Annotated in this window: 23 protein-coding genes and 2 pseudogenes; 8 read left to right on the top strand and 17 right to left on the bottom strand. The window is 43.6% G+C overall.

The genetic code is table 11. The features are described 5' to 3' along the window. Nucleotide 1 precedes the first annotated feature (1 nt). Nucleotides 2–1,042: an IS481 family transposase gene (locus OU793_RS20640; protein WP_005489462.1), complete on the top strand. Its 1,041-nt coding sequence runs from the start codon at nt 2–4 to the stop codon at nt 1,040–1,042. Between the two features lie 157 nt (nt 1,043–1,199). On the opposite strand, the pseudogene OU793_RS20635 reads toward OU793_RS20640, so the two are convergent. Next, nucleotides 1,200–2,084 (bottom strand): annotated as a pseudogene (locus OU793_RS20635) (IS3 family transposase); the annotation flags it as partial. 68 nt (nt 2,085–2,152) lie between these two features. Here OU793_RS20635 and OU793_RS20630 point away from each other — a divergent pair. Next, nucleotides 2,153–3,184 (top strand): IS110 family transposase, encoded by a 1,032-nt coding sequence (locus OU793_RS20630; RefSeq protein ID WP_024702350.1) that lies wholly within the window; start codon nt 2,153–2,155, stop codon nt 3,182–3,184. 222 nt (nt 3,185–3,406) lie between these two features. Here the strand turns inward: OU793_RS20630 and OU793_RS20625 are convergent. Together OU793_RS20625 and tpiA are read right to left on the bottom strand one after the other, a co-directional pair. Continuing rightward, nucleotides 3,407–3,675, bottom strand: a pseudogene (locus OU793_RS20625) (transposase); the annotation flags it as partial. 454 nt (nt 3,676–4,129) lie between these two features. Then, complete coding sequence (tpiA, locus tag OU793_RS20620) at nt 4,130–4,900, bottom strand: triose-phosphate isomerase (protein ID WP_005466271.1); 771 nt, start codon at nt 4,898–4,900, stop codon at nt 4,130–4,132. A gap of 270 nt (nt 4,901–5,170) precedes the next feature. Here tpiA and OU793_RS20615 point away from each other — a divergent pair, with 270 nt between their 5' ends. Together OU793_RS20615 and OU793_RS20610 are read left to right on the top strand one after the other, a co-directional pair. Beyond that, nucleotides 5,171–5,518: a 5-carboxymethyl-2-hydroxymuconate Delta-isomerase gene (locus OU793_RS20615; protein ID WP_005489609.1), complete on the top strand. Its 348-nt coding sequence runs from the start codon at nt 5,171–5,173 to the stop codon at nt 5,516–5,518. 99 nt (nt 5,519–5,617) lie between these two features. Beyond that, nucleotides 5,618–6,040 (top strand): DUF805 domain-containing protein, encoded by a 423-nt coding sequence (locus OU793_RS20610; protein ID WP_005458874.1) that lies wholly within the window; start codon nt 5,618–5,620, stop codon nt 6,038–6,040. Nucleotides 6,041–6,082: 42 nt separating this feature from the next. Here the strand turns inward: OU793_RS20610 and OU793_RS20605 are convergent, their stop codons facing one another. The 3 genes from OU793_RS20605 to glpX all read right to left on the bottom strand — a co-directional run bounded on the left by OU793_RS20605 (nt 6,083) and on the right by glpX (nt 8,311). Continuing rightward, the gene (locus OU793_RS20605; RefSeq protein WP_031809737.1) at nt 6,083–6,439 is read right to left on the bottom strand and encodes a DUF3135 domain-containing protein; all 357 of its coding nucleotides are present in this window, start codon (nt 6,437–6,439) and stop codon (nt 6,083–6,085) included. 104 nt (nt 6,440–6,543) lie between these two features. Further along, on the bottom strand, nt 6,544–7,158 hold the full coding sequence (locus OU793_RS20600) for a metalloregulator ArsR/SmtB family transcription factor (RefSeq protein WP_005489474.1): 615 nt from the start codon (nt 7,156–7,158) through the stop codon (nt 6,544–6,546). A 145-nt stretch (nt 7,159–7,303) separates the two neighbouring features. Continuing rightward, nucleotides 7,304–8,311 (bottom strand): class II fructose-bisphosphatase, encoded by a 1,008-nt coding sequence (gene glpX, locus OU793_RS20595; RefSeq protein ID WP_005489568.1) that lies wholly within the window; start codon nt 8,309–8,311, stop codon nt 7,304–7,306. 346 nt (nt 8,312–8,657) lie between these two features. Here glpX and zapB point away from each other — a divergent pair, with 346 nt between their 5' ends. After that, on the top strand, nt 8,658–8,900 hold the full coding sequence (zapB, locus tag OU793_RS20590) for a cell division protein ZapB (protein WP_005481417.1): 243 nt from the start codon (nt 8,658–8,660) through the stop codon (nt 8,898–8,900). A 104-nt stretch (nt 8,901–9,004) separates the two neighbouring features. Here zapB and rraA read toward each other — a convergent pair whose 3' ends face one another. The 3 genes from rraA to OU793_RS20575 form a co-directional block, all read right to left on the bottom strand. Next, nucleotides 9,005–9,517, bottom strand: coding sequence for a ribonuclease E activity regulator RraA (rraA, locus tag OU793_RS20585; RefSeq protein ID WP_005457192.1), 513 nt, complete (start codon nt 9,515–9,517; stop codon nt 9,005–9,007). A gap of 76 nt (nt 9,518–9,593) precedes the next feature. Then, on the bottom strand, nt 9,594–10,511 hold the full coding sequence (locus OU793_RS20580) for a 1,4-dihydroxy-2-naphthoate polyprenyltransferase (protein WP_042771713.1): 918 nt from the start codon (nt 10,509–10,511) through the stop codon (nt 9,594–9,596). A gap of 128 nt (nt 10,512–10,639) precedes the next feature. Next, nucleotides 10,640–11,446, bottom strand: a complete 807-nt coding sequence (locus tag OU793_RS20575) for a hypothetical protein (protein WP_042771712.1) — start codon at nt 11,444–11,446, stop codon at nt 10,640–10,642. Nucleotides 11,447–11,824: 378 nt separating this feature from the next. Between OU793_RS20575 and OU793_RS20570 the strand changes: the two genes are divergently transcribed. Then, a complete protein-coding gene (locus OU793_RS20570) occupies nt 11,825–12,481 on the top strand; it encodes an inovirus Gp2 family protein (protein ID WP_042771709.1) in 657 nt (218 codons plus the stop codon). A gap of 366 nt (nt 12,482–12,847) precedes the next feature. Here OU793_RS20570 and OU793_RS20565 read toward each other — a convergent pair whose 3' ends face one another. The 4 genes from OU793_RS20565 to radC all read right to left on the bottom strand — a co-directional run bounded on the left by OU793_RS20565 (nt 12,848) and on the right by radC (nt 15,848). Continuing rightward, nucleotides 12,848–14,011: a hypothetical protein gene (locus tag OU793_RS20565; protein ID WP_042771707.1), complete on the bottom strand. Its 1,164-nt coding sequence runs from the start codon at nt 14,009–14,011 to the stop codon at nt 12,848–12,850. Beyond that, a complete protein-coding gene (locus tag OU793_RS20560; protein WP_042771706.1) occupies nt 14,008–14,832 on the bottom strand; it encodes a YafY family protein in 825 nt (274 codons plus the stop codon). Before OU793_RS20560 ends, OU793_RS20565 begins: the two co-directional genes overlap by 4 nt. A gap of 114 nt (nt 14,833–14,946) precedes the next feature. Further along, the gene (locus tag OU793_RS20555) at nt 14,947–15,378 is read right to left on the bottom strand and encodes a DUF2787 family protein (protein ID WP_024703421.1); all 432 of its coding nucleotides are present in this window, start codon (nt 15,376–15,378) and stop codon (nt 14,947–14,949) included. After that, nucleotides 15,375–15,848 carry a DNA repair protein RadC gene (radC, locus tag OU793_RS20550; RefSeq protein ID WP_042771704.1) on the bottom strand — a complete coding sequence of 158 codons (474 nt, stop codon included), beginning with the start codon at nt 15,846–15,848 and terminating at the stop codon, nt 15,375–15,377. The genes OU793_RS20555 and radC overlap by 4 nt, the downstream gene beginning before the upstream one ends. A gap of 149 nt (nt 15,849–15,997) precedes the next feature. Between radC and OU793_RS20545 the strand changes: the two genes are divergently transcribed. Then, on the top strand, nt 15,998–16,168 hold the full coding sequence (locus tag OU793_RS20545; RefSeq protein ID WP_257969435.1) for an AlpA family transcriptional regulator: 171 nt from the start codon (nt 15,998–16,000) through the stop codon (nt 16,166–16,168). A gap of 159 nt (nt 16,169–16,327) precedes the next feature. After that, nucleotides 16,328–16,552: a hypothetical protein gene (locus OU793_RS20540; RefSeq protein WP_024703419.1), complete on the top strand. Its 225-nt coding sequence runs from the start codon at nt 16,328–16,330 to the stop codon at nt 16,550–16,552. Between the two features lie 415 nt (nt 16,553–16,967). On the opposite strand, the gene hslU is transcribed toward OU793_RS20540, so the two are convergent. From hslU to cytR, 4 genes are all read right to left on the bottom strand, one after another. Continuing rightward, on the bottom strand, nt 16,968–18,299 hold the full coding sequence (gene hslU, locus OU793_RS20535; protein ID WP_005489452.1) for an HslU--HslV peptidase ATPase subunit: 1,332 nt from the start codon (nt 18,297–18,299) through the stop codon (nt 16,968–16,970). A gap of 23 nt (nt 18,300–18,322) precedes the next feature. Further along, a complete protein-coding gene (gene hslV, locus OU793_RS20530) occupies nt 18,323–18,874 on the bottom strand; it encodes an ATP-dependent protease subunit HslV (protein WP_005489705.1) in 552 nt (183 codons plus the stop codon). A gap of 164 nt (nt 18,875–19,038) precedes the next feature. After that, complete coding sequence (gene ftsN / locus OU793_RS20525) at nt 19,039–19,584, bottom strand: cell division protein FtsN (protein WP_005481405.1); 546 nt, start codon at nt 19,582–19,584, stop codon at nt 19,039–19,041. Between the two features lie 176 nt (nt 19,585–19,760). Beyond that, nucleotides 19,761–20,807 (bottom strand): DNA-binding transcriptional regulator CytR, encoded by a 1,047-nt coding sequence (cytR, locus tag OU793_RS20520; RefSeq protein ID WP_254894148.1) that lies wholly within the window; start codon nt 20,805–20,807, stop codon nt 19,761–19,763. Between the last annotated feature and the right edge of the window lie 91 nt (nt 20,808–20,898).

Genomic DNA, 20,898 nt, shown 5'->3' with positions numbered 1-20,898 from the left:
CATGCTTCATACTAGCAATCCAATCATCAAACACAAAGCTGGCCTTCTCAATCTTGCAGAAGAACTCGGCAACGTATCAAAAGCCTGTAAGGTAATGGGTGCATCAAGAGACACTTTCTACCGTTATCAAGAGTTAGTCGAAACTGGCGGTATTGATGCTCTAATTAATCAAAGTCGAAGAACACCAAACCTGAAGAATCGAGTCGATAGTGAAACTGAGCAAGCCGTTCTCAAATACGCCATAGACTTCCCTGCTCATGGGCAAGTTCGAACAAGCAACGAGCTACGTAAACTGGGTGTATTTATCTCTCCAAGTGGTGTGCGTTCAATCTGGCTTCGCAATGACTTAGAAAACTTCAAAAAGCGCCTTATTGCGTTAGAAAAACAGGTCGCTGAGAACGGTATCATTCTAACAGACGAGCAAGTTACTGCCCTTGAGCGCAAGAAGCATGATGACGAAGCTTGTGGTGAGATAGAAACAGTGCACCCAGGTTATCTTGGCTCTCAAGACACGTTTTATGTTGGCAACCTTAAAGGTGTTGGACGCATCTACCAGCAGACGTTCGTTGATACCTACAGCAAAGTTGCCTTCGCTAAACTCTACACGACAAAAACACCAATCACCGCAGCAGATATGTTGAATGATAAGGTTCTACCGTTCTTCGAGGCTCATGGGCTGCCAATGCTGCGAATCTTAACTGACCGAGGTACTGAATACTGTGGTCGTGTTGAACAGCACGATTACCAACTCTATCTTGCCATCAATGATATCGACCACACTAAAACTAAAGCGATGTCGCCACAGACAAATGGTATCTGCGAGCGCTTCCACAAGACCATATTGAATGAGTTTTATCAAGTGACGTTCAGAAAGAAACTGTATGGCTCAATGGAAGAATTACAGAAAGATCTGGACGAATGGATGGACTACTACAACAATCATCGTACTCATCAAGGAAAAATGTGCTGCGGCAGAACGCCAGTAGAGACATTAGAAGATGGGAAATCAATCTGGGCTGAAAAGAATCTAGCCCAGATATAATCTGACAGGCACCAAGTCAAAAAGTGGGTAACTGTCAGATCAGGTCTGAATTAGTACACCTTAGATGAGTGTTCTGTTCCTTCAAATGTTGGTTTTCCAGGGTCAATTCTTCTAATTGAAGCATTACTGATCTGCTCCAGCCAGACTGGACACTTCATTAAGCGACATTTTTCTGTTCAAAGTTAACTGGGCTTAGATACCCAAGAGCACTGTGCCTTCTCGTCCGATTATAATCAACCTCAATGTACTCGAAGACTGTTTGGCGCATCTCATCTCTGGTCATGATCGGTTCGTACTGGATCGCTTCAACCTTCATCGAATGGAAGAAGCTCTCAACATACGCATTATCCTAGCAGTTTCCTTTTCTACTCATACTTTGCTTTAGATTATAAGCAGTTATGAGGTCTCGATAATCTTTCGAGCAATACTGGCTACCTCTATCACTATGAAGAATAACCTGCTCAGGGAACTCTCGACGGAACAAAGCCATTGATAATGCATCGCAGACCAGTGTTGCCATCATCTTCGTATCCATTGACCAACCAATTACTTGCCGTGAGTAAAGGTCAATGATCACAGCCAAATACAACCAGCCTTCAATTGTGGCAAGATACGTGATATCGCCCGCCCATTTTTGATTCGGAGCCGTTGCAGTAAAGTCCTGAACTAGCAAGTTCGGAGCTACAGGCATCTTATGCTTGCTGTCCGTTGTACACTTAAACTTGCGTGCCGCTTTCGGCGTTAAATCCTGACGCTTCATGCTGGCTGCAATGGTTTTAACATTATGGCTATTACCGTTCTCAGCGAGTTCTTTCTGGATACGTCTTGAACCATCTCGACCTTTACTGTTGTCAAAAGCATCTTTGACCTTTGTATCAAGCTCTTGACGAATAGTCTCGCGCTGGATGGCCTTGTGACGATGCTTAATCCAATAATAAAACCCACTTCGAGAAACCCTGAACACCTTAGCCATACGGACAACACTGAAGCACAGCAGGTGTTCGAGCATAAATTCATAGCAATCTATTTTAGATTTTTCGCGATGTATGGAATCCACTCATTCTCTGCAAAACTTAGGCATAGGCAGGAACATGAAAACGAGGTGTCATCATGCTAAGAACGAACGTCATCGGTATAGATTTAGCAAAAAACGTGTTACAGGTTTGCCATATTAGCCGCCAGGGAGAACTGCTCAGTAATAAAGCAGTAAGCAGGCAGAAACTTAAGGAGTTACTTGCTAAATCCAAGCCATCTCTTGTTGCTCTAGAAGGCTGCGCTAGTTGCCACTACTGGGGCAGATACGCTGAGTCTTTCGGCCACGAAGTACGGATAATCAATCCGAAAAAGGTGAAGGCATATGTTGATGGCCATAAAACTGATGCCAATGATGCTCTTGCCATCGCTAATGCGGCGCTCCAGATAGGAATAAAATACAGCAAGCCCAAATCAATGGAGCAACAAACCTTGATGTCTCTTGAAGCAAATCGCCAGTTTCTATCAAAAACCATAGTGTCATTGGGGCTGCACATCCGAGGCATCATTAACGAGTACGGTATCGTCAAAGCAAAAGGTACTAAAGGGCTGGCTGCATTGGTCACTTCAACACTCTATGAAAGCGATGTTCTGCCAGCAAGCTTGGTCACAACCTTGTCGATGCTATGGCACCAATACCTTAATCTGAAAGATGAACTAAGCAAGCTCCAGAAATCCATGAACTCGACAACTCGTCAGATAGAACCTTGCAAAAGGCTCATGGCACTGGAAGGTGTCGGTGAAACAACAGCTTCCATGCTCTACGCTACTTTAGGTAACGGAACGCAATTTACCAATGGAAGGCAAGCTTCAGCATTTGTTGGGCTAACACCGAAACAATACAGCTCAGGCGGTAAAGTGACGATGCTGGGTATAGATAAATTTGGCGGTGTCAAAGATCTCCGTTCAATGCTATACCTTGGTGCCATGGCATATATTTACCGATTGCCCGAATCGCCAAAAAACCAGAAACAGGCATGGCTTATCAAGTTAGTCGCTAGGGTTGGGTTCAAAAGAGCCTGTATCGCCTTGGCAAACAAGACGGTCAGGACAGCTTGGGCAATGCTCCACTATGAAACGGAATATCAGCCAAAGCCATTATCTATTTAGCTATATGAATTAACAGATTACAAATAATGATGTTCAATGGTTAGACCAGCCTACTGAGACCCTGACTACTTCGCAATGCTATTAAAAGCTTCTTTCGCGACAAGGACGGTAGGTGCGCACACATCAAAGGTTAGAAGGTAGCTCCTTCAATAAGAAACCGAATATACGACCGCATCTTATCCATTGCACATTTTTATCTTGTAAAACCCGTGGATTCCATATACGAAGTAGGTGGCGGCCTTTTTTACGATATCTAGCTCTTCTGCTTGTTCAGCTAACTGCCTTTTGAGCTTGGCTACTTCAGCGGCTAGCTCTTGCTCTCGCTGACTGGTCGTGGTGTCTTTCTTTACGGCCTTACGCCAACCGTAGATCTGAGATTCATGCAAGGAGAGCTGTCTTGCTGTCGCAGCCACTCCCACTTTCTCTGCTAGCTTCAGGGCTTCGGCTTTAAATTCAGGAGAATGGATAATACGTTTCTTTTTGTTTGTCATGGTTCTCCTCGTTAGTGATTGTACTCACTTAACTCGGTGTCCAAAACTGGTGGTGCGGATCAGTCATGTCGATTGCTCCTCCTTGAACAAGCATAGGTCAATACTAAATCTTGAGGGTAGGGTAAGTGAATAGAGTTCGTTGGTTGGATGGAATTAAGTAGGAATAACTGGAAGTGAGATTTAGTTCTTTGTTTTGATGTAAGGCGTCTCCGTTGCTTTGCTTTGGGGTTGACACATGTGGTGAGTAGATTCCTGATGTCGCTTAGGCTCCTCGGAATGACGGGATTCTCATAGAATATGTCTTTTGTTTGGTTGTGTTGGATATGCAGAGGGATAAGGTTTCTAATGTCACATAAGCTTTTGGGAGTGACAGAATTCAACGGGTCGTTCTCAGGCAAACAAAAAGGAATGCGTGATGCATCCCTTTGTTATTTCCGCTTAATAAAAAGTGAAATTAAGCTTTAGCTGCTGCCGCTGCTTTAGCGATTGCTGCGAAGCTCTTAGCGTCTAGAGAAGCGCCGCCCACTAGAGCACCGTCGATGTCTGGTTGTGAGAAGTAAGCTTCAGCGTTTTCTGGCTTAACAGAACCGCCGTATTGGATGATTACTTGCGCTGCAACAGCTTCGTCTTTCGCTGCGATTAGTGCGCGGATAGAAGCGTGGATGCGTTGTGCATCTTCAGCTGTTGCTGCTTTACCAGTACCGATAGCCCAGATTGGTTCGTAAGCGATGATTGCGCCGTTTAGAGCTTCAACACCGTAAGTGTCGATAACTGCGTTGATTTGACGTGCACATACTGCTTCAGTTTCGCCAGCTTCGTTCTGAGCTTCAGATTCACCGATACAGAAAACAGGCGTTAGGCCGTTTTCTTTTAGGAAGTTGAATTTCTTAGCGATGAACTCATCAGATTCGTTGTGGTATTCACGACGCTCTGAGTGACCGATGATGATGTGAGTAGCACCGAAATCTTTCAGCATTTCTGGAGACATGTCGCCAGTGAAAGCACCGCTGTTGTTTAGGTCAGTGTTTTGAGCACCTAGGATGATCTTGTTACCGCCTTCAGCGATTAGACGCTCAGCTAGGTCGATGTAAAGAGCTGGTGGAGCTACTGCTACGTCAACACCTTCAACGCCTTCAAGCTCAGCGTTAAGACCAGTTAGCAGCTCAGTTACCATTGCTTTGCTGCCGTTTAGTTTCCAGTTACCCATCACTACAGGACGACGCATAGGAATATCTCCCTTATCTTTAATGTAAATAGTCTATTAGTGTAAAAAATCTACGTAGGAATATAACAGAATAATATGAACAGATCATGATTGGTATCATGTCTTATGTGGCTTTCTCTCTCCGTCGGGAGTCGAAGTTGTTCTGTTATTTTTATCAAAAGCAATCGATTGGTGATCGCGTAGACAGAATGATAGTTCATTCCTCGGAAATTGCTGGCTAGATTGGTATTACTACGCACGGAATTTTTTATGTTGTAGAAAGGAATCAAAATGCCAAACTTAGTTTTAGAGTATTCGAACTCAGTGGAAGAGCGAGTCAATGTACAAGGTTTGCTGGAAGACTTACATAAAGCTGCGTTAGAGAGTGGCCTTTTTGAGTTGGCCTCTGTGAAATCAAGAACGTTAAGATGTCATAACTGGCTAATTGGTGAAGCGGGTGACAGTCTTGATTTTATCCATATCAATTTTGATTTGTTGTCTGGCCGAACGCCTGAACAAAAGCGAGAATTATCAAGAGCTTTAATGGCTGTGCTTCAAGAACAGGCAAGTCATGTACACAGTTTAACGGTTAACATTAGAGATATGGATGTGGACAGCTTTCAAAAAGTGGTGAACTGAATATAAGGCTTGGCCGACGTTGTTCACGACTTGTTGTTTCTTCCCAAATTAACCCGACTCGGCTACTCTGTATTCTTTCTATTTTTTGGATAAAAATTGATGTCGACTAAAGAGTTACTGTTTTCGTTTCACGGACGTATCGATCGCAAAACCTATTGGATTTGGAATGTGATTTACTACATTTCGATTATAGGTTTTGGTGCGGGTATCAGTAAGTTGTTTCCTGCGTTTTCTTACCTGTTACTGCCAATATTCTTGTTGGTACTGCTCATTCCTGATTTGGCTATTACGACAAAGAGATGGCATGACCGCGACAAGTCGATTTACTGGTTAGGCTTGAATATTCCTTTGGTGATTGGTCGCATCGCAACGCCGATGACAAGCCCAATGGCGCAAGAACCTTCAACGCCACAGCTATTCATTGCTTCGATTTCATTAATTTGTGGGCTTTGGATTTTGATTGAGTGTGGTTTTTTGAAAGGCACATCAGGCCCGAATAAATACGGTCCTGAGCCACAGTGATTTATGAGTGTGGGAGTCTCTGCCTAAGGTGTGACTCTCACATCAGTAGAAATCGTTTCTGTTGAAGGCGACTACGTTGTCTTTTTTAACCGACGCCGCTTTTCCTTGTAATGCTTCTCTGAACTTTGTGACTTGTTTTTGTAGTTCATTCATTAACACGACGTTGGTGTGATGAGGGTTTTTGCAGTTGCGAATAACGCGATCAATATGGCTTTGCTGAGCCCATAAGCGCGGTTGCATCGTTTCTGATGCGCTTTCTATCATTTCTTTTGCCATCTCGTGGCGAAATTGTTCAAAGCCTTCTGGATCGCTTTCGGCCATCTGAACCAGTTCATCAAATGAGGGTAATACTTGCGTTGTGTGAGTATGTAGAGTTCTCATCCCTTTCTCCAAATCCATATGGATACTCGTGTTCAATACTACAAGCGTACACCACAGGAATCAGAGTAAAGGATGAATCATTGGCCTGTCTCATTTATAAGAGAGAGCGAAAGGGCCGATATCTAAGCGCGGATTCGGTAAACGCAGCGACGTTGACCGCTAATGATATGCTCGGTACGCTCGACGGTCGTGTCGTCTCCGAGTAAGGACTGGAACACACTCAGTTCAGATTTGCATAAACTAGGGCAACGCGTGGCGGCTTTGCAAATCGGGCAGTGATTCTCGATCAAGATAAACCCGTGCTCATCTTGTTCAAGCTCTGCCATGTAGCCTTCTTTTTCGCGCAGAAAAACCAAAGTTTCCAGTTTGCTTTCTAAAGACTCACATTGGTCGAGGTGCTGGCGATAGTTTTGTAAAGTCAGTTTTTCGCGCTCGGAGGTAACTTTGTCGAGGCCATCTTTACCGAAGATGTGTTCCACGGCTTCGATAAATTGGATGGTGAGTTCGCCATGACGATCGGCGAATTGCTCATGTCCCTTCTGGGTTAAAGACCAATGGCGAGTAGGGCGTCCGACTTTGACTTTTACATCGTGAATCGACAGGATTCCATCATCTTCTAAACCTTGCAGGTGCTGGCGAGCACCCATGGTTGTCATCCCAAGCTCAGAAGAGAGTTGTTTTGCAGTGACAGACCCGTCACGCTTAACGATTTGCAATATCCTATCTACGGTCTTCATATTCCCACCATTTGTATTTCCGTACACATTATGCGCGATAGGCTTAGTAAAGAAAAGTATTGACTTAACTTGAGTGGGGGGGTGGTGAGCCAAAAACAAAAAGGGTCGGCACTTTGCCAACCCTTTGCGATGCTGAACACCAAAATTACAGAATGATATCGCGAACTTCTGGATCTTTGCGCTCTAAGTAATGGGTCGACTTGATACGGCGAATGGTTCGGCAACGGCCTCGCACGAGTAGCGTCTCTGTTGTCGCAATATTACCTTGGCGAGAAATCCCCCCTAGCAAGTCACCTTTTGTAATGCCTGTTGCTGAGAAGACGACGTTGTCGCTGCGCGCCATGTCTTCCATTTTTAGGACGACGTTGGCTTTTACGCCCATTTCTTCACAACGTTGTAGTTCAGCCGCACCGTAAATACGGTTTTCTTCTGTGTCGCCTTTCACTTCGTGGCGAGGTAGAAGGCGGCCATGCATGTCACCATCAAGTGCGCGAATCACCGCTGCGGATACCACCCCCTCTGGTGCACCGCCAATACAGTACATGAGGTCCACTTCACTATCTGGCATACACGTTAGGATGGAAGCAGCAACGTCGCCATCTGGCACCGCGAAGACACGCACACCCATCGCTTGCATTTCAGCTATCACATCATCGTGGCGGGGTTTTGCTAGAGTGATGACAACCAGAGTGTCCAGCGTTTTATTCAGCGCGCTAGCAACGTTTTCTAGGTTTTCTTTCAACGGCTTTTCTAGATCGATCACGCCTTTCGCACCTGGGCCAACAACCAGTTTTTCCATGTACATGTCAGGTGCTTTTAAAAAGCTGCCTTTTTCACCTGCGGCAAGCACTGCCAATGCGTTCGATTGACCCATTGCGGTCATGCGTGTGCCTTCAATAGGGTCAACAGCGATATCCACTTCATCGCCACCTAGACCAACTTTCTCACCGATGTATAGCATTGGAGCATCATCGATTTCACCTTCACCAATGACAATTTCACCACTGATGTCTGTTTTGTTCAGTAGAGTGCGCATAACTTCAACAGCAGCGCCATCGGCTGCGTTTTTGTCACCACGGCCAAGCCATTTGTAACCAGCGAGTGCTGCACCTTCAGTTACACGAGAAAATGCCATTGCTAAATCGCGTTTCATGATGTCTCCAAGTAAGCAATAGGGAAGAGGAATTTGCGCGGCGATTCTATCACAATGGCAGTTAAACGTTTGCCTTTTTGCTGAGCTTTTACTTTAACTAAGTTGAATTTGATCAATACTTGGGTGATTTTTGTCGCGGAGAGGCGTAAATACCTTGCACAAAAATGCTTCGCCGATAAGAAAAGTCAGCGTTTAGTGAGATTGCGCCGATTTTTTAACCGAATGATGCGAAATATCGAATATAGTGAGTGTTTCTCATCGCGACGCTGAGTAGAATGACCTTATATAGGTAAGCTGCACGCCAATCTCGTGCATCGTCCCAACGGAATAACATAGGTAGGCCAAGATGTCTTTTGAAGTACTAGAACAACTAGAATCTAAAATTCAAACTGCAGTTGACACAATCACTCTTCTTCAGATGGAAGTTGAAGAGCTGAAAGAAGACAAAGTAAAACTAGAAGCGGAAGCAAACGAGCTTCGTTCTCAACGTGAAGATCTAGAGCAAAAAGCTCAGCAAGCTCAGCAAGAGCACGCACAGTGGCAAGAGCGCATTCGTGCACTACTTGGCAAAATGGACGAAGTGGAATAATTTCACTTCTTCATCCAGAATTAAAAACACCCGCTTCGGCGGGTGTTTGTGTATTTGGGTATGAGCAGCGCTTTAGTCAACAAAAGGTGACTGGCTATCGGAAACTACTCTTCGACCGTATCATCTAACTCAAGGTCAATATTAAGTGGCTCTGGAGATAGAATGATGCCAGTGTTGTCGGCGTAGATGTAATCTTCTGGAAGGAAGCTAACGCCGCCGAAGTTTACGGGTACATCTAGCTCACCAATGCCCTGGTTTGCCGCGCCAACAGGAATCGATGCCAAAGCTTGAATGCCGAGGTTCATGTCTTCTAGTTCATCAACTTCACGGACACAACCGTAAACGACAATGCCTTCCCACTCGTTTTCTTCTGCAATCGCAGCAATTTCTGCATCGATGAGCGCTTTACGTAAGGAACCGCCACCGTCAATCAACAACACACGCCCAAGACCATCTTGCTCTAAGGTTTCGCGGATCAGTGAGTTGTCTTCAAAACACTTAATGGTGGTGATTTGCCCGGCAAATGACGCGCGCCCGCCAAAATTACTGAACATTGGTTCAACCACATCGACCTGATCAAGGTAGATATCGCAGAGTGCTGAGGTATTGTATTCCATAGCGTACCTTTCTAAACAGAAACTGGTTGTCTTTGAGTATATCTAGGCATTAAGTCAATGCAATGACAATCCTTTTTTAACTTACTAGAGTTTGAGCTACCACAATTGTTGCAAACAAAACGTTAGTGACTAATGAGCATTTTACGATAACTGGCAGCATTGGAGCGATTTGTGCAGGTTTTTCTGTATCCCAAACGGCTTTACCGTGATGAATGACGACATAAACGCTCAATAAGAAGGGTAGGCTAATCCACAGAGGTTTGTCTTGAATTAACAAGTAAGCCGCAAACGCTAAAATAGCACCACCAAGCAAGATAAAGTGGTACTGCTTGGCTTTGTGTTGACCCAAACGGACGGCTACTGTGCGCTTTCCACATTCGCGATCGTTCTCGATATCACGCATGTTGTTGATGTTCAGTACCGCTACCGCGAGTAAACCACAGCCCAGAGCTGGTAAGAATAGAGTGGTGTCTACATGTCCTGTATGCAGAAAGTATGTACCAGATACGCCTAGCAGACCAAAGAACAGGAATACGGAGATATCGCCTAAGCCGACATAACCGTAGGGCTTACTGCCCATCGTGTAAGCAATGGCCGCGAGAATGGCCAAGATGCCCAGCCCGATAAACGTCACAATGCTTTCCAGTGAGCTGAGTGAATAGAAAACTAACACCAAGCCTGAAATGGCGGTCAGAGCAATGTTAAAGATAATCGCCTGTTTCATTTGTTTAGCACTTACCGCGCCTGACTGCATCGCTCGTAATGGGCCGAGGCGTTTGTCGTTATCTGTACCTTGAACGGCATCGCCATAGTCGTTTGCCAGGTTGGACAGAATTTGCAGCAATGTCGCAGTTACGAAAGCCATGATGGCAATCGTCAGTGAGAAATGACCTGCCGAGTAGGCGAGTACGCTACCCGTTAAGATAGAGACTAACGCCAGAGGTAGTGTTTTGGGACGAGCGGCTTCAAGCCAGATCTGTAGAGATTGTTTCATGGAAATTTCGTGCTAGTAACCAATGTGCCCAGTATAGACATAAATTTTTATGTACACTATTAACTTAAATCAAATAGAAGACGATTAAGTAAACTAATATGAGTATTAAAAGCAATACAGCGAGGTTCCTATAGCCTTAAGAATTCATTATTTATGAGTGATTCTATAACTTTATTTCTTTTCATGTTTTTTGAAATTGATATAGCTTTAAGTTTTTCATTGCTGCTTTCAGATAAGTTTATACAATATTGCTTTTTAGATTGAACTTTGTCTCTAAACTTCTTTTGATCCCATGCCTTTTTTATCCTTTTAATTGTAATGTCTCTTTTGTTCTCTTCAATTGTATCAAAAAAAGCGATAATGAAATCTTTCAGGTCTTTCGTTGAATTTTTATTATTCCAAATGTATTTAATAACCAAAGGCTCATGTTTAAGTATGTAGCTCCATGTCCACTTTATTTTTTCTTCATCATCATCTTTTAACCATGAAATGATCTCAGTTTTATCAAGTGATAAATTCCATTTTCTTACGATTTTCATCTCTAGTTCAATATAATTTAACTTGCTTTTGTTTACCTTTGCTATATATATTCTTACCCGTTTTACTCTTTCTTTAAAACTGTTTCCATTTGGATTTAATGATAGTTTTCCTGATAGTTTTTTTTGAATGTAAAACCATGAAAAATTACAAAATCTTTCATTTTTTCTTATTTCATTTTTTATATATAAAATTGAATTATATTTTTCTTCTATTTTCCCGACAATCCTTTTGCAATCTTCGAATGAATATGTTTTAAGAGCAGCATTTATTATACTTTCATTTTCTTTAATACTTAATGATTCTTCCCATACTGCTCTAATATCATGTTTTGATAGCTGACGAGCATAGAATCTTCCCATGTTTTCATCTTTAATTTTGACATTGTAATTTTCCATAATTAAACCCTCTGAAATGTTAATGTACAGCAACTAGCATCTTATATTTACTACAATGTAGTTTCAATCTATTTGGGTCTGCATCTACAAACTACAATGTAGTTTTAGCCAGAGATGTAAGTTAAACGCTGACATTAACTAATTCCTCATGGATGTCGCTAACTTCAGAGTCGCTCTTTTACATCTGTTATACAGGAGGCTTAGACTGAACTCTTACCCGATATGTTGGTATGGTTAATATACATACATACATACATACTTAACGAAGTACTCATATCCTACACACCACTACCTAGTAGCATTAGTATGCTCTCCTTAAATACCATGTATTAAATAACACAGTAATTCATATCTTTGGATTAATACCAAAGAGAATGAATGATGATTTATACTTACAAAGGTTTAGAGGTTCTTTATCCGGTCAGTGAACTCAATACACACTATCTAGATCGGATTATATTAACCATGTCTAAAGTATTAAAAGACTATAAGAGGGTTCATGCGTTAAGACTGGATTTGAGACTTCCTGTTTCTGATAGTGAAAAAGATATACTTCGCAGAGATGAGATTTTGAACAATACATTTAATCAAAAAAATATCATTAAACGATTCTTTGAATCATTGAAGGCAAAAATAAAAGCGCAAGAAAAAAGAATGAAAGCGAGTGAGAAAAGGGTATATCCATGTCACCTACGATATGTTTGGTGTAGGGAAAGGAATAAATCTAAAAATGACCACTATCACCTTGTCCTGTTTTTTAATAAAGATAGATATTGGAGTAGCGGTTATAAAGATAATGAAGAGAGTTTAGCAAGACTCATTATAGATGCATGGAATAGTGCACTAGGAGAGTATGTTGATAATGCAGATAGGTTGGTTCAACTTGTTTATAAAGGTACACATTACTTAGACCAAAATAAATATGACTTCGAGAATAAATACCAGGCCCTCTTTACAAGGCTAAGTTACTTTGCCAAAAATAGAACGAAGCATTATGATGAAGGAAAACGTTGCTTTGGAACGAGTCAAGGATGATAGCCAATATACACACCTGTTTAGTATTTCGAAACGTGGTTGCTCTGTAGATTGATTATAAGTGTAGATATTACTGGAATAGCATATGGCCTCTTAGTTTCAATCTGCCATTCGGAGTATACTAGATAAGCACACAGCATTGGGTAGTACGGTCATGCGCCGCTGGTATATTGGCCTCGATAACAACAGTAGTGTTAATGATATCCGTCATCAGAACCCTACGTCTGTGTCAGTGTAAATGCCGTCTCACGTACTTAGTTATTCACTTCTTCTTTCTGAATACGCATCGTTGCGCTCCACAATGACATTGGGAGTCAGACAAAAAAATAGGAAGCTAGGCTTCCTATTTTTACGAACTGCTGAAGATTACGGTTTGGTTAGAGTAACACATGCATCGTATGTGAAGTTAGCAGGTGCAGGTTTTACCGTGTTGATAGTAACGCAATCATCAACTGTTTCAGTAATGTTGATATCGGTTAAACGGTACCAAATGTCAACACCAGTCTCGGTGTATTCAATTGATGCGATTTCACCGTGTTTGAATTCACCAATAACGTCGAACGTCATAGGACGACCTTGGTAGTCGATAGCGCTAACGCCTGCTGGTACTTCCTGACCGATATATTCTTCAGTTGCAGCTAGTGATAGACCTGAGGTGTAGCGGAACACAGGTAAGTCTTTGTTAGGTAGCACACCGTCACCATCGATATCGATGAAGTAATCAACGTGTGGAATATCAAAGTCTAGACCGTTGTCAGCATAGTACTTCTGAGTATTTTCATAAGCGGCAGTTTTGTATAGCGCGAGGCTGTATTGGGTTAATGCTTGTTTCATCTCTTCAAACTGAACGGACTTAGGCTCTAACAAGACCTGACCAATTTTCTCGATTTGTTGCTCTAACGTGAGTCCGTTTTCGGTCGCCATGGTTAAAGTACTTGCAGAGATAACGAGCAGCACAGTGCTGGTATCGCCAGCGTTAGAAAGGTTGACGTTATAGAAGTTAATATCGTCTGCCCATTGCGCAGGGTCATAACTGTAAAGGCTTAGCAGCTCAGAGGTGGTTTCATGTACCGCCTCATCAAAGGACTGCCCGGCTTGTACCTTTGCCATGATACTGGCTTTCATAGCCGCTGTAGCAACATTGAAGTTCACTTGTGTCGTCGCGTTCATATCGACAAAAGCGCTCATTCGCATCTGCTCATCACTTTTTCCTGTGAGCTCATTAAAGTAATCTCCCTGTGCAACGAGCTCGACATAAGGCGTATTGAACCGCTCATTCATGTTGTAATTACCTTCATAGTCCTCGATTTGAGTGGTGTACGAGGTATCGGTCTTTTCTAAGTCTTGGTTAAGTTCATAGGCGGTGACGACGGAGCCAGGTTGTAGAGGACCTTTCTGTACAGCCCCCCCAAATTGATACGGCTGTCCTAAGTCGTTATGGTCGCTCCCGCCAGAAGAACCGCCACACCCGATTAAGGCGAAAGGAGCGGTAAAGAGAGCTGTGGTAAGTAGGGTTTTAGATAGGTTCATTCTATTTCTCCATAGTAAGTTTTAGAGGGGACTATTGTGTTGAATTCAAGATGAGAGCCAGAGATATCAAACAGCTCTTGAACTTCAGAGGTGAGCAGAGCTGCATCCGTTTGAAGTTCAAAGCGAAAGCTCGACATGGTGGCCTCCTGGATGTTGCTAAGAGGTAAGGTGTTCAACTTGGTATGCGAGTGTGTCCGCCAAACGAGATAAGGACTTCCGTGATGGAGTACGAGACTTATTGGCTGAACGTTAGTTAGACGCAGAGTGTCGTCATCTTTGTTTATCTTTAATGAGATAAGGCGCTGTTGAAGTGTCGCTAGACATACAATCTGGAAAATCTGAATATCGACTTGAATGTGGTTACTTAATGGTTTTTGGACTGTGATAGGAACTTTGGATGACCAATGATTTTGAATGTTATTGATTTCTTCAGGGGTAATGTTTGAGAGGAAGTCCTCTAATAATGGAGCAAGGCTACTAGGCAGGTGATGCTTGGTTGACTCTATGAGCCAATAGAGCAATACCGCTTCGTGAGCCGTTGTGCTCATCTTCAGAGTTTCGGTTTTTTGGTAGCCGAAGGGTTTGTCTCTATCATCCACTATGACATTGGGAAACATGGCACAGATAACGGACAGATTACGTTGGATAGTGCGCAAAGAGCGCTCTAAACCAAGAGGGGACAATTGAGCTTGAATTTGCCTAGCGGTGACTTTCTTATTGTAAGGAATAAGGTTGTAAATCGCCAAGATAAGCTCAAGGTGATACTGAGTTTGGTTAGGTTGCGTCATGGTCAGTTCAACAAGGTTCGTTCTGTTGGGCATGACAATATCAAAAAGGTGCGACAAAGCTCGTCGTATCAATGCTTTAAGCAAAAATGATACGAAGAAATTTGTCACACCTACGTCATGAAGTGTCGTGATTAAGGGGGCTGAGGCTTACTTTCCAACGATGGATAAATCGATCTCGTCAAAATCCATGCTTGAAAGATGTCGAGCGAACGTTTTCATCCATACCTGAAGAAGGTCGATTACTTCTGGATGTTCAAGGTTTACCGCCCCTGTATCGGGCTGATAACACCATCCCTTGACAAGATGAAAGTACAGTTCAGGTTGAACGTTGAGCGCGCTCTCAAATGGGTAAGAAAAGCTGATAAAGAAGACAATCTGCCAGGGCTCTGAATTTGCAGTGCGTTGGAACTGCACTTCAACAGGGTGAATGCCTCGGCCATGGCGGTAGTAGCTTAATTGGCGGCAAGTTAGGAGCAGCTGTTTGGCATTGTCAGGTAAAGAGTATCCTTTCAATAGCTTCTCCAATTGCTGACGCAATTGTGGCGCTAAAGAAACACCACCATAAATCGTGTTGATCATAGCCACCCCTTTTCTGCAAACGAGACACTACTTTCTCCTACAACGATATGGTCAAGCACCCTGACATCCACTAACGCTAAAGCGTCGATAAGCTTGCGTGTGATACGCCTATCCGCTTGAGATGGGGAAGGGTCACCAGAAGGGTGGTTATGCGCCAGAATGACCGCCGCAGCATTTACTTCCAAAACGCTTTTGATGACCTCGCGCGGATAGACGCTGGCGGAGTCAATGGTGCCTTTAAAGAGTGATTTAAACTCGATGACACGGTGTTGGTTATCAAGTAATAGCAGAGCGAAAACCTCGTGCTCCGAGCTGGCTAGTTTGAATCGGACATACTCTTTGGTTGCTTCAGGGTTACAAAGGGCATTACCTCGAACGTAGCGGTTAGCTAGGATTTCAGCAGCATGCTCTAGGATTTCATTTTCTTGATGTTTCTTTTGTTTTTGGTAGTGAAGGTGATTGCTCGACATAGGTCCTCCAAGTGTTAAACGATAGGTACTTCACTAAGAGGACATATATCTGAAAGTAATTAGATTCAGAGTGAATAAGAGTCCTGAACGTTTTTTCTAACCCACAGCGTTATCCCATGGGTAAATGAATTAGGAGTAGGTCCCATGAGATTTTAAAGCTGAAAGAAGTGATGGAAAAGACTGAATTAAGCCGATCGGCTATCTACCGAAAAATGAACGATGATGCTTTCCCGAAGTCGGTCAACTTAGGTGACCGTGCGGTGGCATGGGTAGAAAGTGAAGTAGATGATTGGATGGAGAGCATTCTATTGACACGTTGATGTGAGGGAAGTCAGCTACTTTGATTTGAGCTATTTATGAATATATATCATTCAGGTGAATGACATTTCATTACGATAAACGAGAAGTTTCAAAGTGTGTTATTCAATCGAAAGGGTTGCCATCGGCAACCTTTTTTACTTGTTAATAATGGAGTTTTTATGTCTTTGTATCAAACGCTTGGTAAGGCAATTACAGGAACTGCGAGTGTTGCTGGTGTGATCACTGCTGCGCCAGTATTTGGCCCGAAAGGAACAATTACATCTAGTGGCATTGTTGTGTCTGTGTTGGTTGGAACGTCAGCGGCATTGATTGACCAAGTTGTGCAATCCACACGTTTGCAATGCCCTACTGTCACAGCTAACGAATATTGTGACGAACTATAAGATACAAAACCTTTAATTATATTTGTTTCAGGTTCTATATTTGAGAGTCCATGTCTGAGTACGCTTTCTTTATTCAGGAAGAGGAATCATCTAATTGATATTAAACATAGATTTCGATTAGTTGCCTAAAAGTTCTCATCCTACAATAAGGTGAAAACGCGTGTTACATGGCGCTACGAGATTAGAGTAAATTTAATTCGTTATCCATAGAGGTATAGGCATTGCGCTCTCATCGTCTATGGATATTTTTTTTTTTGAAATTTAGTATCATTTTCGCGTAGATAAAGAAAGCCATTACCCAGTGTCACTCTTATTAAAAGTGGCGTGATGGTAATGGCTTAAATGAACCAAATGAAAATTTCCAAATATGTACATTTACACTAGGTAATTTTCTAGGCTAATTGATTCTTACTAGTTACAGAATAAAGCGACTTAGGTCTTCGTTTTCGATCGTATCGCCTAAACGTTCTTTAACGTAAGCTGCATCAATCACAAACTTAGCACCAGATTGCTCTGCTGCATCGTAAGAGATTTCGTCCATCAGACGTTCCATCACGGTATGTAGACGACGAGCACCAATGTTTTCTGTGGTTTCGTTTACCGTCCATGCCGCTTCTGCGATTTGCGTGATACCGTCTTCGGTAAATTCGATATCGACGTTTTCTGTCTTCATCAGCGCAATGTATTGTTCAGTCAGCGACGCTTTAGGCTCAGTCAAAATACGTTTGAAGTCGTGGCTGCTCAGTGCTTCCAATTCCACACGGATTGGCAGACGGCCTTGCAGTTCTGGAATGAGATCAGATGGCTTGGCAACTTGGAATGCACCGGATGCAACAAACAGAATGTGGTCTGTTTTTACCATGCCGTGTTTTGTCGAAACGGTACTGCCTTCAATCAGAGGAAGTAAGTCACGTTGCACACCTTCACGAGACACGTCCGGGCCAGAGCTTTCGCCGCGCTTACAAATCTTGTCGATTTCATCAATGAAAACAATACCGTTGTTTTCTACGTTGAAAATCGCGGCTTCTTTTAGCTCTTCTTGGTTTACAAGTTTTGCAGCTTCTTCTTCTGCCAGCGCTTTCATCGCGTCTTTGATTTTCAGCTTACGCTTTTTCTTGGTGTCACCGGCAAGGTTTTGGAACATACCTTGTAGTTGGTTGGTCATTTCTTCCATACCAGGAGGTGCCATGATCTCCACCCCCATTTGAGGCGCTGCTACATCGATTTCAATCTCTTTATCGTCTAGCTGACCTTCACGCAGTTTTTTACGGAAGATTTGGCGAGTGTTTGAGGTGTCTTCTTTCTGCTCGACTTGACCCCAGCTATCGCGTGCTGGTGGCAGTAGTGCATCGAGAATGCGCTCTTCAGCTTGCTCTTCCGCGCGGAATTTTACTTTTTCCATCGCTTGTTGGTGGGTCATCTTCACAGCGACATCAGTCAGGTCACGAATGATGGTTTCAACTTCTTTACCAACGTAGCCCACTTCGGTGAACTTTGTTGCTTCGACTTTGATGAATGGTGCATTGGCTAGTTTAGCAAGACGACGAGCAATCTCTGTCTTACCAACACCAGTTGGACCAATCATCAGAATGTTCTTCGGTGTGACTTCGACGCGCAAGCTTTCTTCTAGCTGCATGCGACGCCAGCGGTTACGAAGGGCAATCGCAACCGAACGTTTTGCTTTGTCTTGACCAATGATGTGACGGTTCAGTTCATGAACGATTTCGCGAGGGGTCATTTCAGACATATTCTTTCCTTACTTCGTTACGATTACGCGGCTGGAGTTTCAGGCTCTGCAGTTGAGTCTAGCTCTTCTACGGTGTGGTGATGGTTGGTGAATACACAGATATCACCAGCGATGTTCAGTGCCTTTTCCGCGATTTCACGTGCATCTAAGTCAGTATTTTCTAAAAGTGCAGTTGCGGCTGCTTGTGCGTATGCACCACCAGAACCAATCGCAATCAAATCATTTTCTGGCTGAACGACATCGCCGTTACCAGTGATGATGAGAGATGCTGTTTCGTCTGCAACAGCAAGCAACGCTTCTAATTTGCGAAGAGCTCGGTCGCTGCGCCAGTCTTTTGCCAGTTCTACGGCTGCTTTCGTCAGATGGCCCTGGTGCATTTGCAGTTTGCTTTCAAAGCGTTCAAATAGGGTGAAGGCGTCCGCTGTACCGCCAGCAAAGCCAGCAAGCACTTTATTGTTGTATAGGCGGCGAACTTTGCGCGCGTTACCTTTCATGACGGTATTGCCTAGAGATACTTGGCCATCACCCGCGATGACGACTTTGTTATTTCGACGTACAGATACAATGGTAGTCACAGTCGACCTCTTAATTATTTCTCTTTGGATTTAATTCAGTATATGGGGGAGAGGAACTTGGGATTCAAGGGGAGGGCGTTTTTCACATTTGCTAACGCTGATGATGCCAATAACACGCGAGGAATAAAAAAGACCAACAGCGAAAGCGGTTGGTCTTTGTGAGATTAGAAGTTTTCTTTCCAAATTGCGCACGGTTCGATTTTCGCGCGTTGCAACTTGTGGCGATCTTTCTCTGCATCGCGTTTGAACTTGTACGGGCCAAGTACAACACGATACCAAGAGCTGCCTTCTTTCTTACGAATTTTGCTCGAAAGACCTTGGAAAGCAATAGCCAGCTTTCGCTCTTCGGCCTGCGCTTGGGTTTTGTAAGCGCCACACTGCATTACGTATGGGATTTTAGATACTTCGATTTCTTTAGCGACGACTTCCACTTCTCGCTTGGGTAAAGATTCGACGTATTCCCACTTCTCTTCAGGTGGTGGTGGCAAATCCTTTTTCGGCTTTGGCTTACTGACGGTCGTGGTAGGTTGTTGCACCACGGGTGGTTTCGGTTCTGGGTCGTTACTTAATAAATACAGACCATAGCCAAAACCGCCCACAAGCAAGATTGCAAGTAGACCACTACGCCAAGGTTTTCTTTTGGGAGGTTGTTTTTTTGTCGACTTTTTTGGAGCGCCTCGCCCCCGTCTCACATAATCTCTGTTTGCCACGGTTACTTCTGGTCATCAAGGATTCTTCCAAATATGTTAATCCAGAACGGGTCGAGAAAACACCCTATTGATGTAATCTTGATAGCTACGTATCAGATAGAGAAGACAAAAAGCGGCACCAATGGGTACCGCTTATCGTTAGTTTACATGATAGGTCGCGTTGGACTACCGAACGCTTAGGCGCGTTGCGGTGGCGCTGCGCTACCACGGACAACAAGCTTAGTTTCTAGTAAGCGTGAACCTGAATGAACGTCATGGCCTTTAAGTAGTTCAAGCATCATAAGCATCGCTTGGCGGCCAATTTCATAACGAGGTTGAGAAATGGTCGTTAACGGTGGATCGCAGTATTGAGCAAAGTTGATATCATCGAAACCAACCACTGACAAATCTTGCGGAACGCGCAGACCGAGTCGTTTCGCTTCTTGGATTGCGCCGATTGCCATGGTGTCGCAGTGGCAGAAAATCGCAGTTGGTGGCTCTGGAAGTTCTAGCAACTTACGTACAGCTTTCGCGCCGCCGTCAAAAGAAAACTCAGTGATAACGCTGTATTGTGGGTCTTTACTGATCCCCGCGCGACGCAAGGCTTGTTGATAACCTTGCTGGCGGAACTGGCACAATACCGCTGTGTCTGGCCCTGAAATTTGTGCTATGCGTTTATGGCCAAGTTGAGTTAGGTAATTGACCGCTTCAAAAGCAGACGTTAGGTTGTCAATGTGCACGGTTGGTAATTCTAGCTCTGGCGCAAACTCACAAGCCATGACCATTGGTGGCAGGTTTTTCTGTTCTGGCTTGCTGACATCAAATGGCAGGTCGGTGCCAAGCAGTAACATGCCATCGGCTTGTTTGGTGAACACTAGATTCACAAATGAGCTTTCACGCTTTTTCTGCTGGCCGCTGTCACCGAGCAGTACGAGGTAGCCATGTTCCATAGCGGCGTCTTCGATACCACGAATGATTTCAGAAAAGTAAGGATCACAGATGTCAGGAACGATGGTAACAATCGTTTTTGATTCGTTTCTACGTAGATTACGCGCTAATGAATTTGGAGAATAGCCCGCTTCAAGCACGGCATCTTCGACTCTTTTTCTTGTTGAAGAAGAGACTTTTTCTGGATTCATTAATGCTCGAGATACCGTAGCTGTCGACACTCCCGCAAGCTGGGCAACATCCTTCATTGTCGCCATAGTGTTTAACCTCTCAAATTTTTGCCAAGATGACGTTATTCCCTGTCAGAAGTCGTAGGTTTTTATCACTGGTAATCAGTGCCTATCTAATCACGTTGTTAGTGGTTATTTTTAGGGAGTAGGCGATAAA

Origin of the sequence: Vibrio sp. VP6 (genome assembly GCF_028823755.1) — a bacterium.
Lineage (GTDB): Bacteria > Pseudomonadota > Gammaproteobacteria > Enterobacterales > Vibrionaceae > Vibrio > Vibrio parahaemolyticus.
Note: the sequence above shows the minus strand (reverse complement) of the source record. Positions and strands in the feature narration are given on the sequence as shown.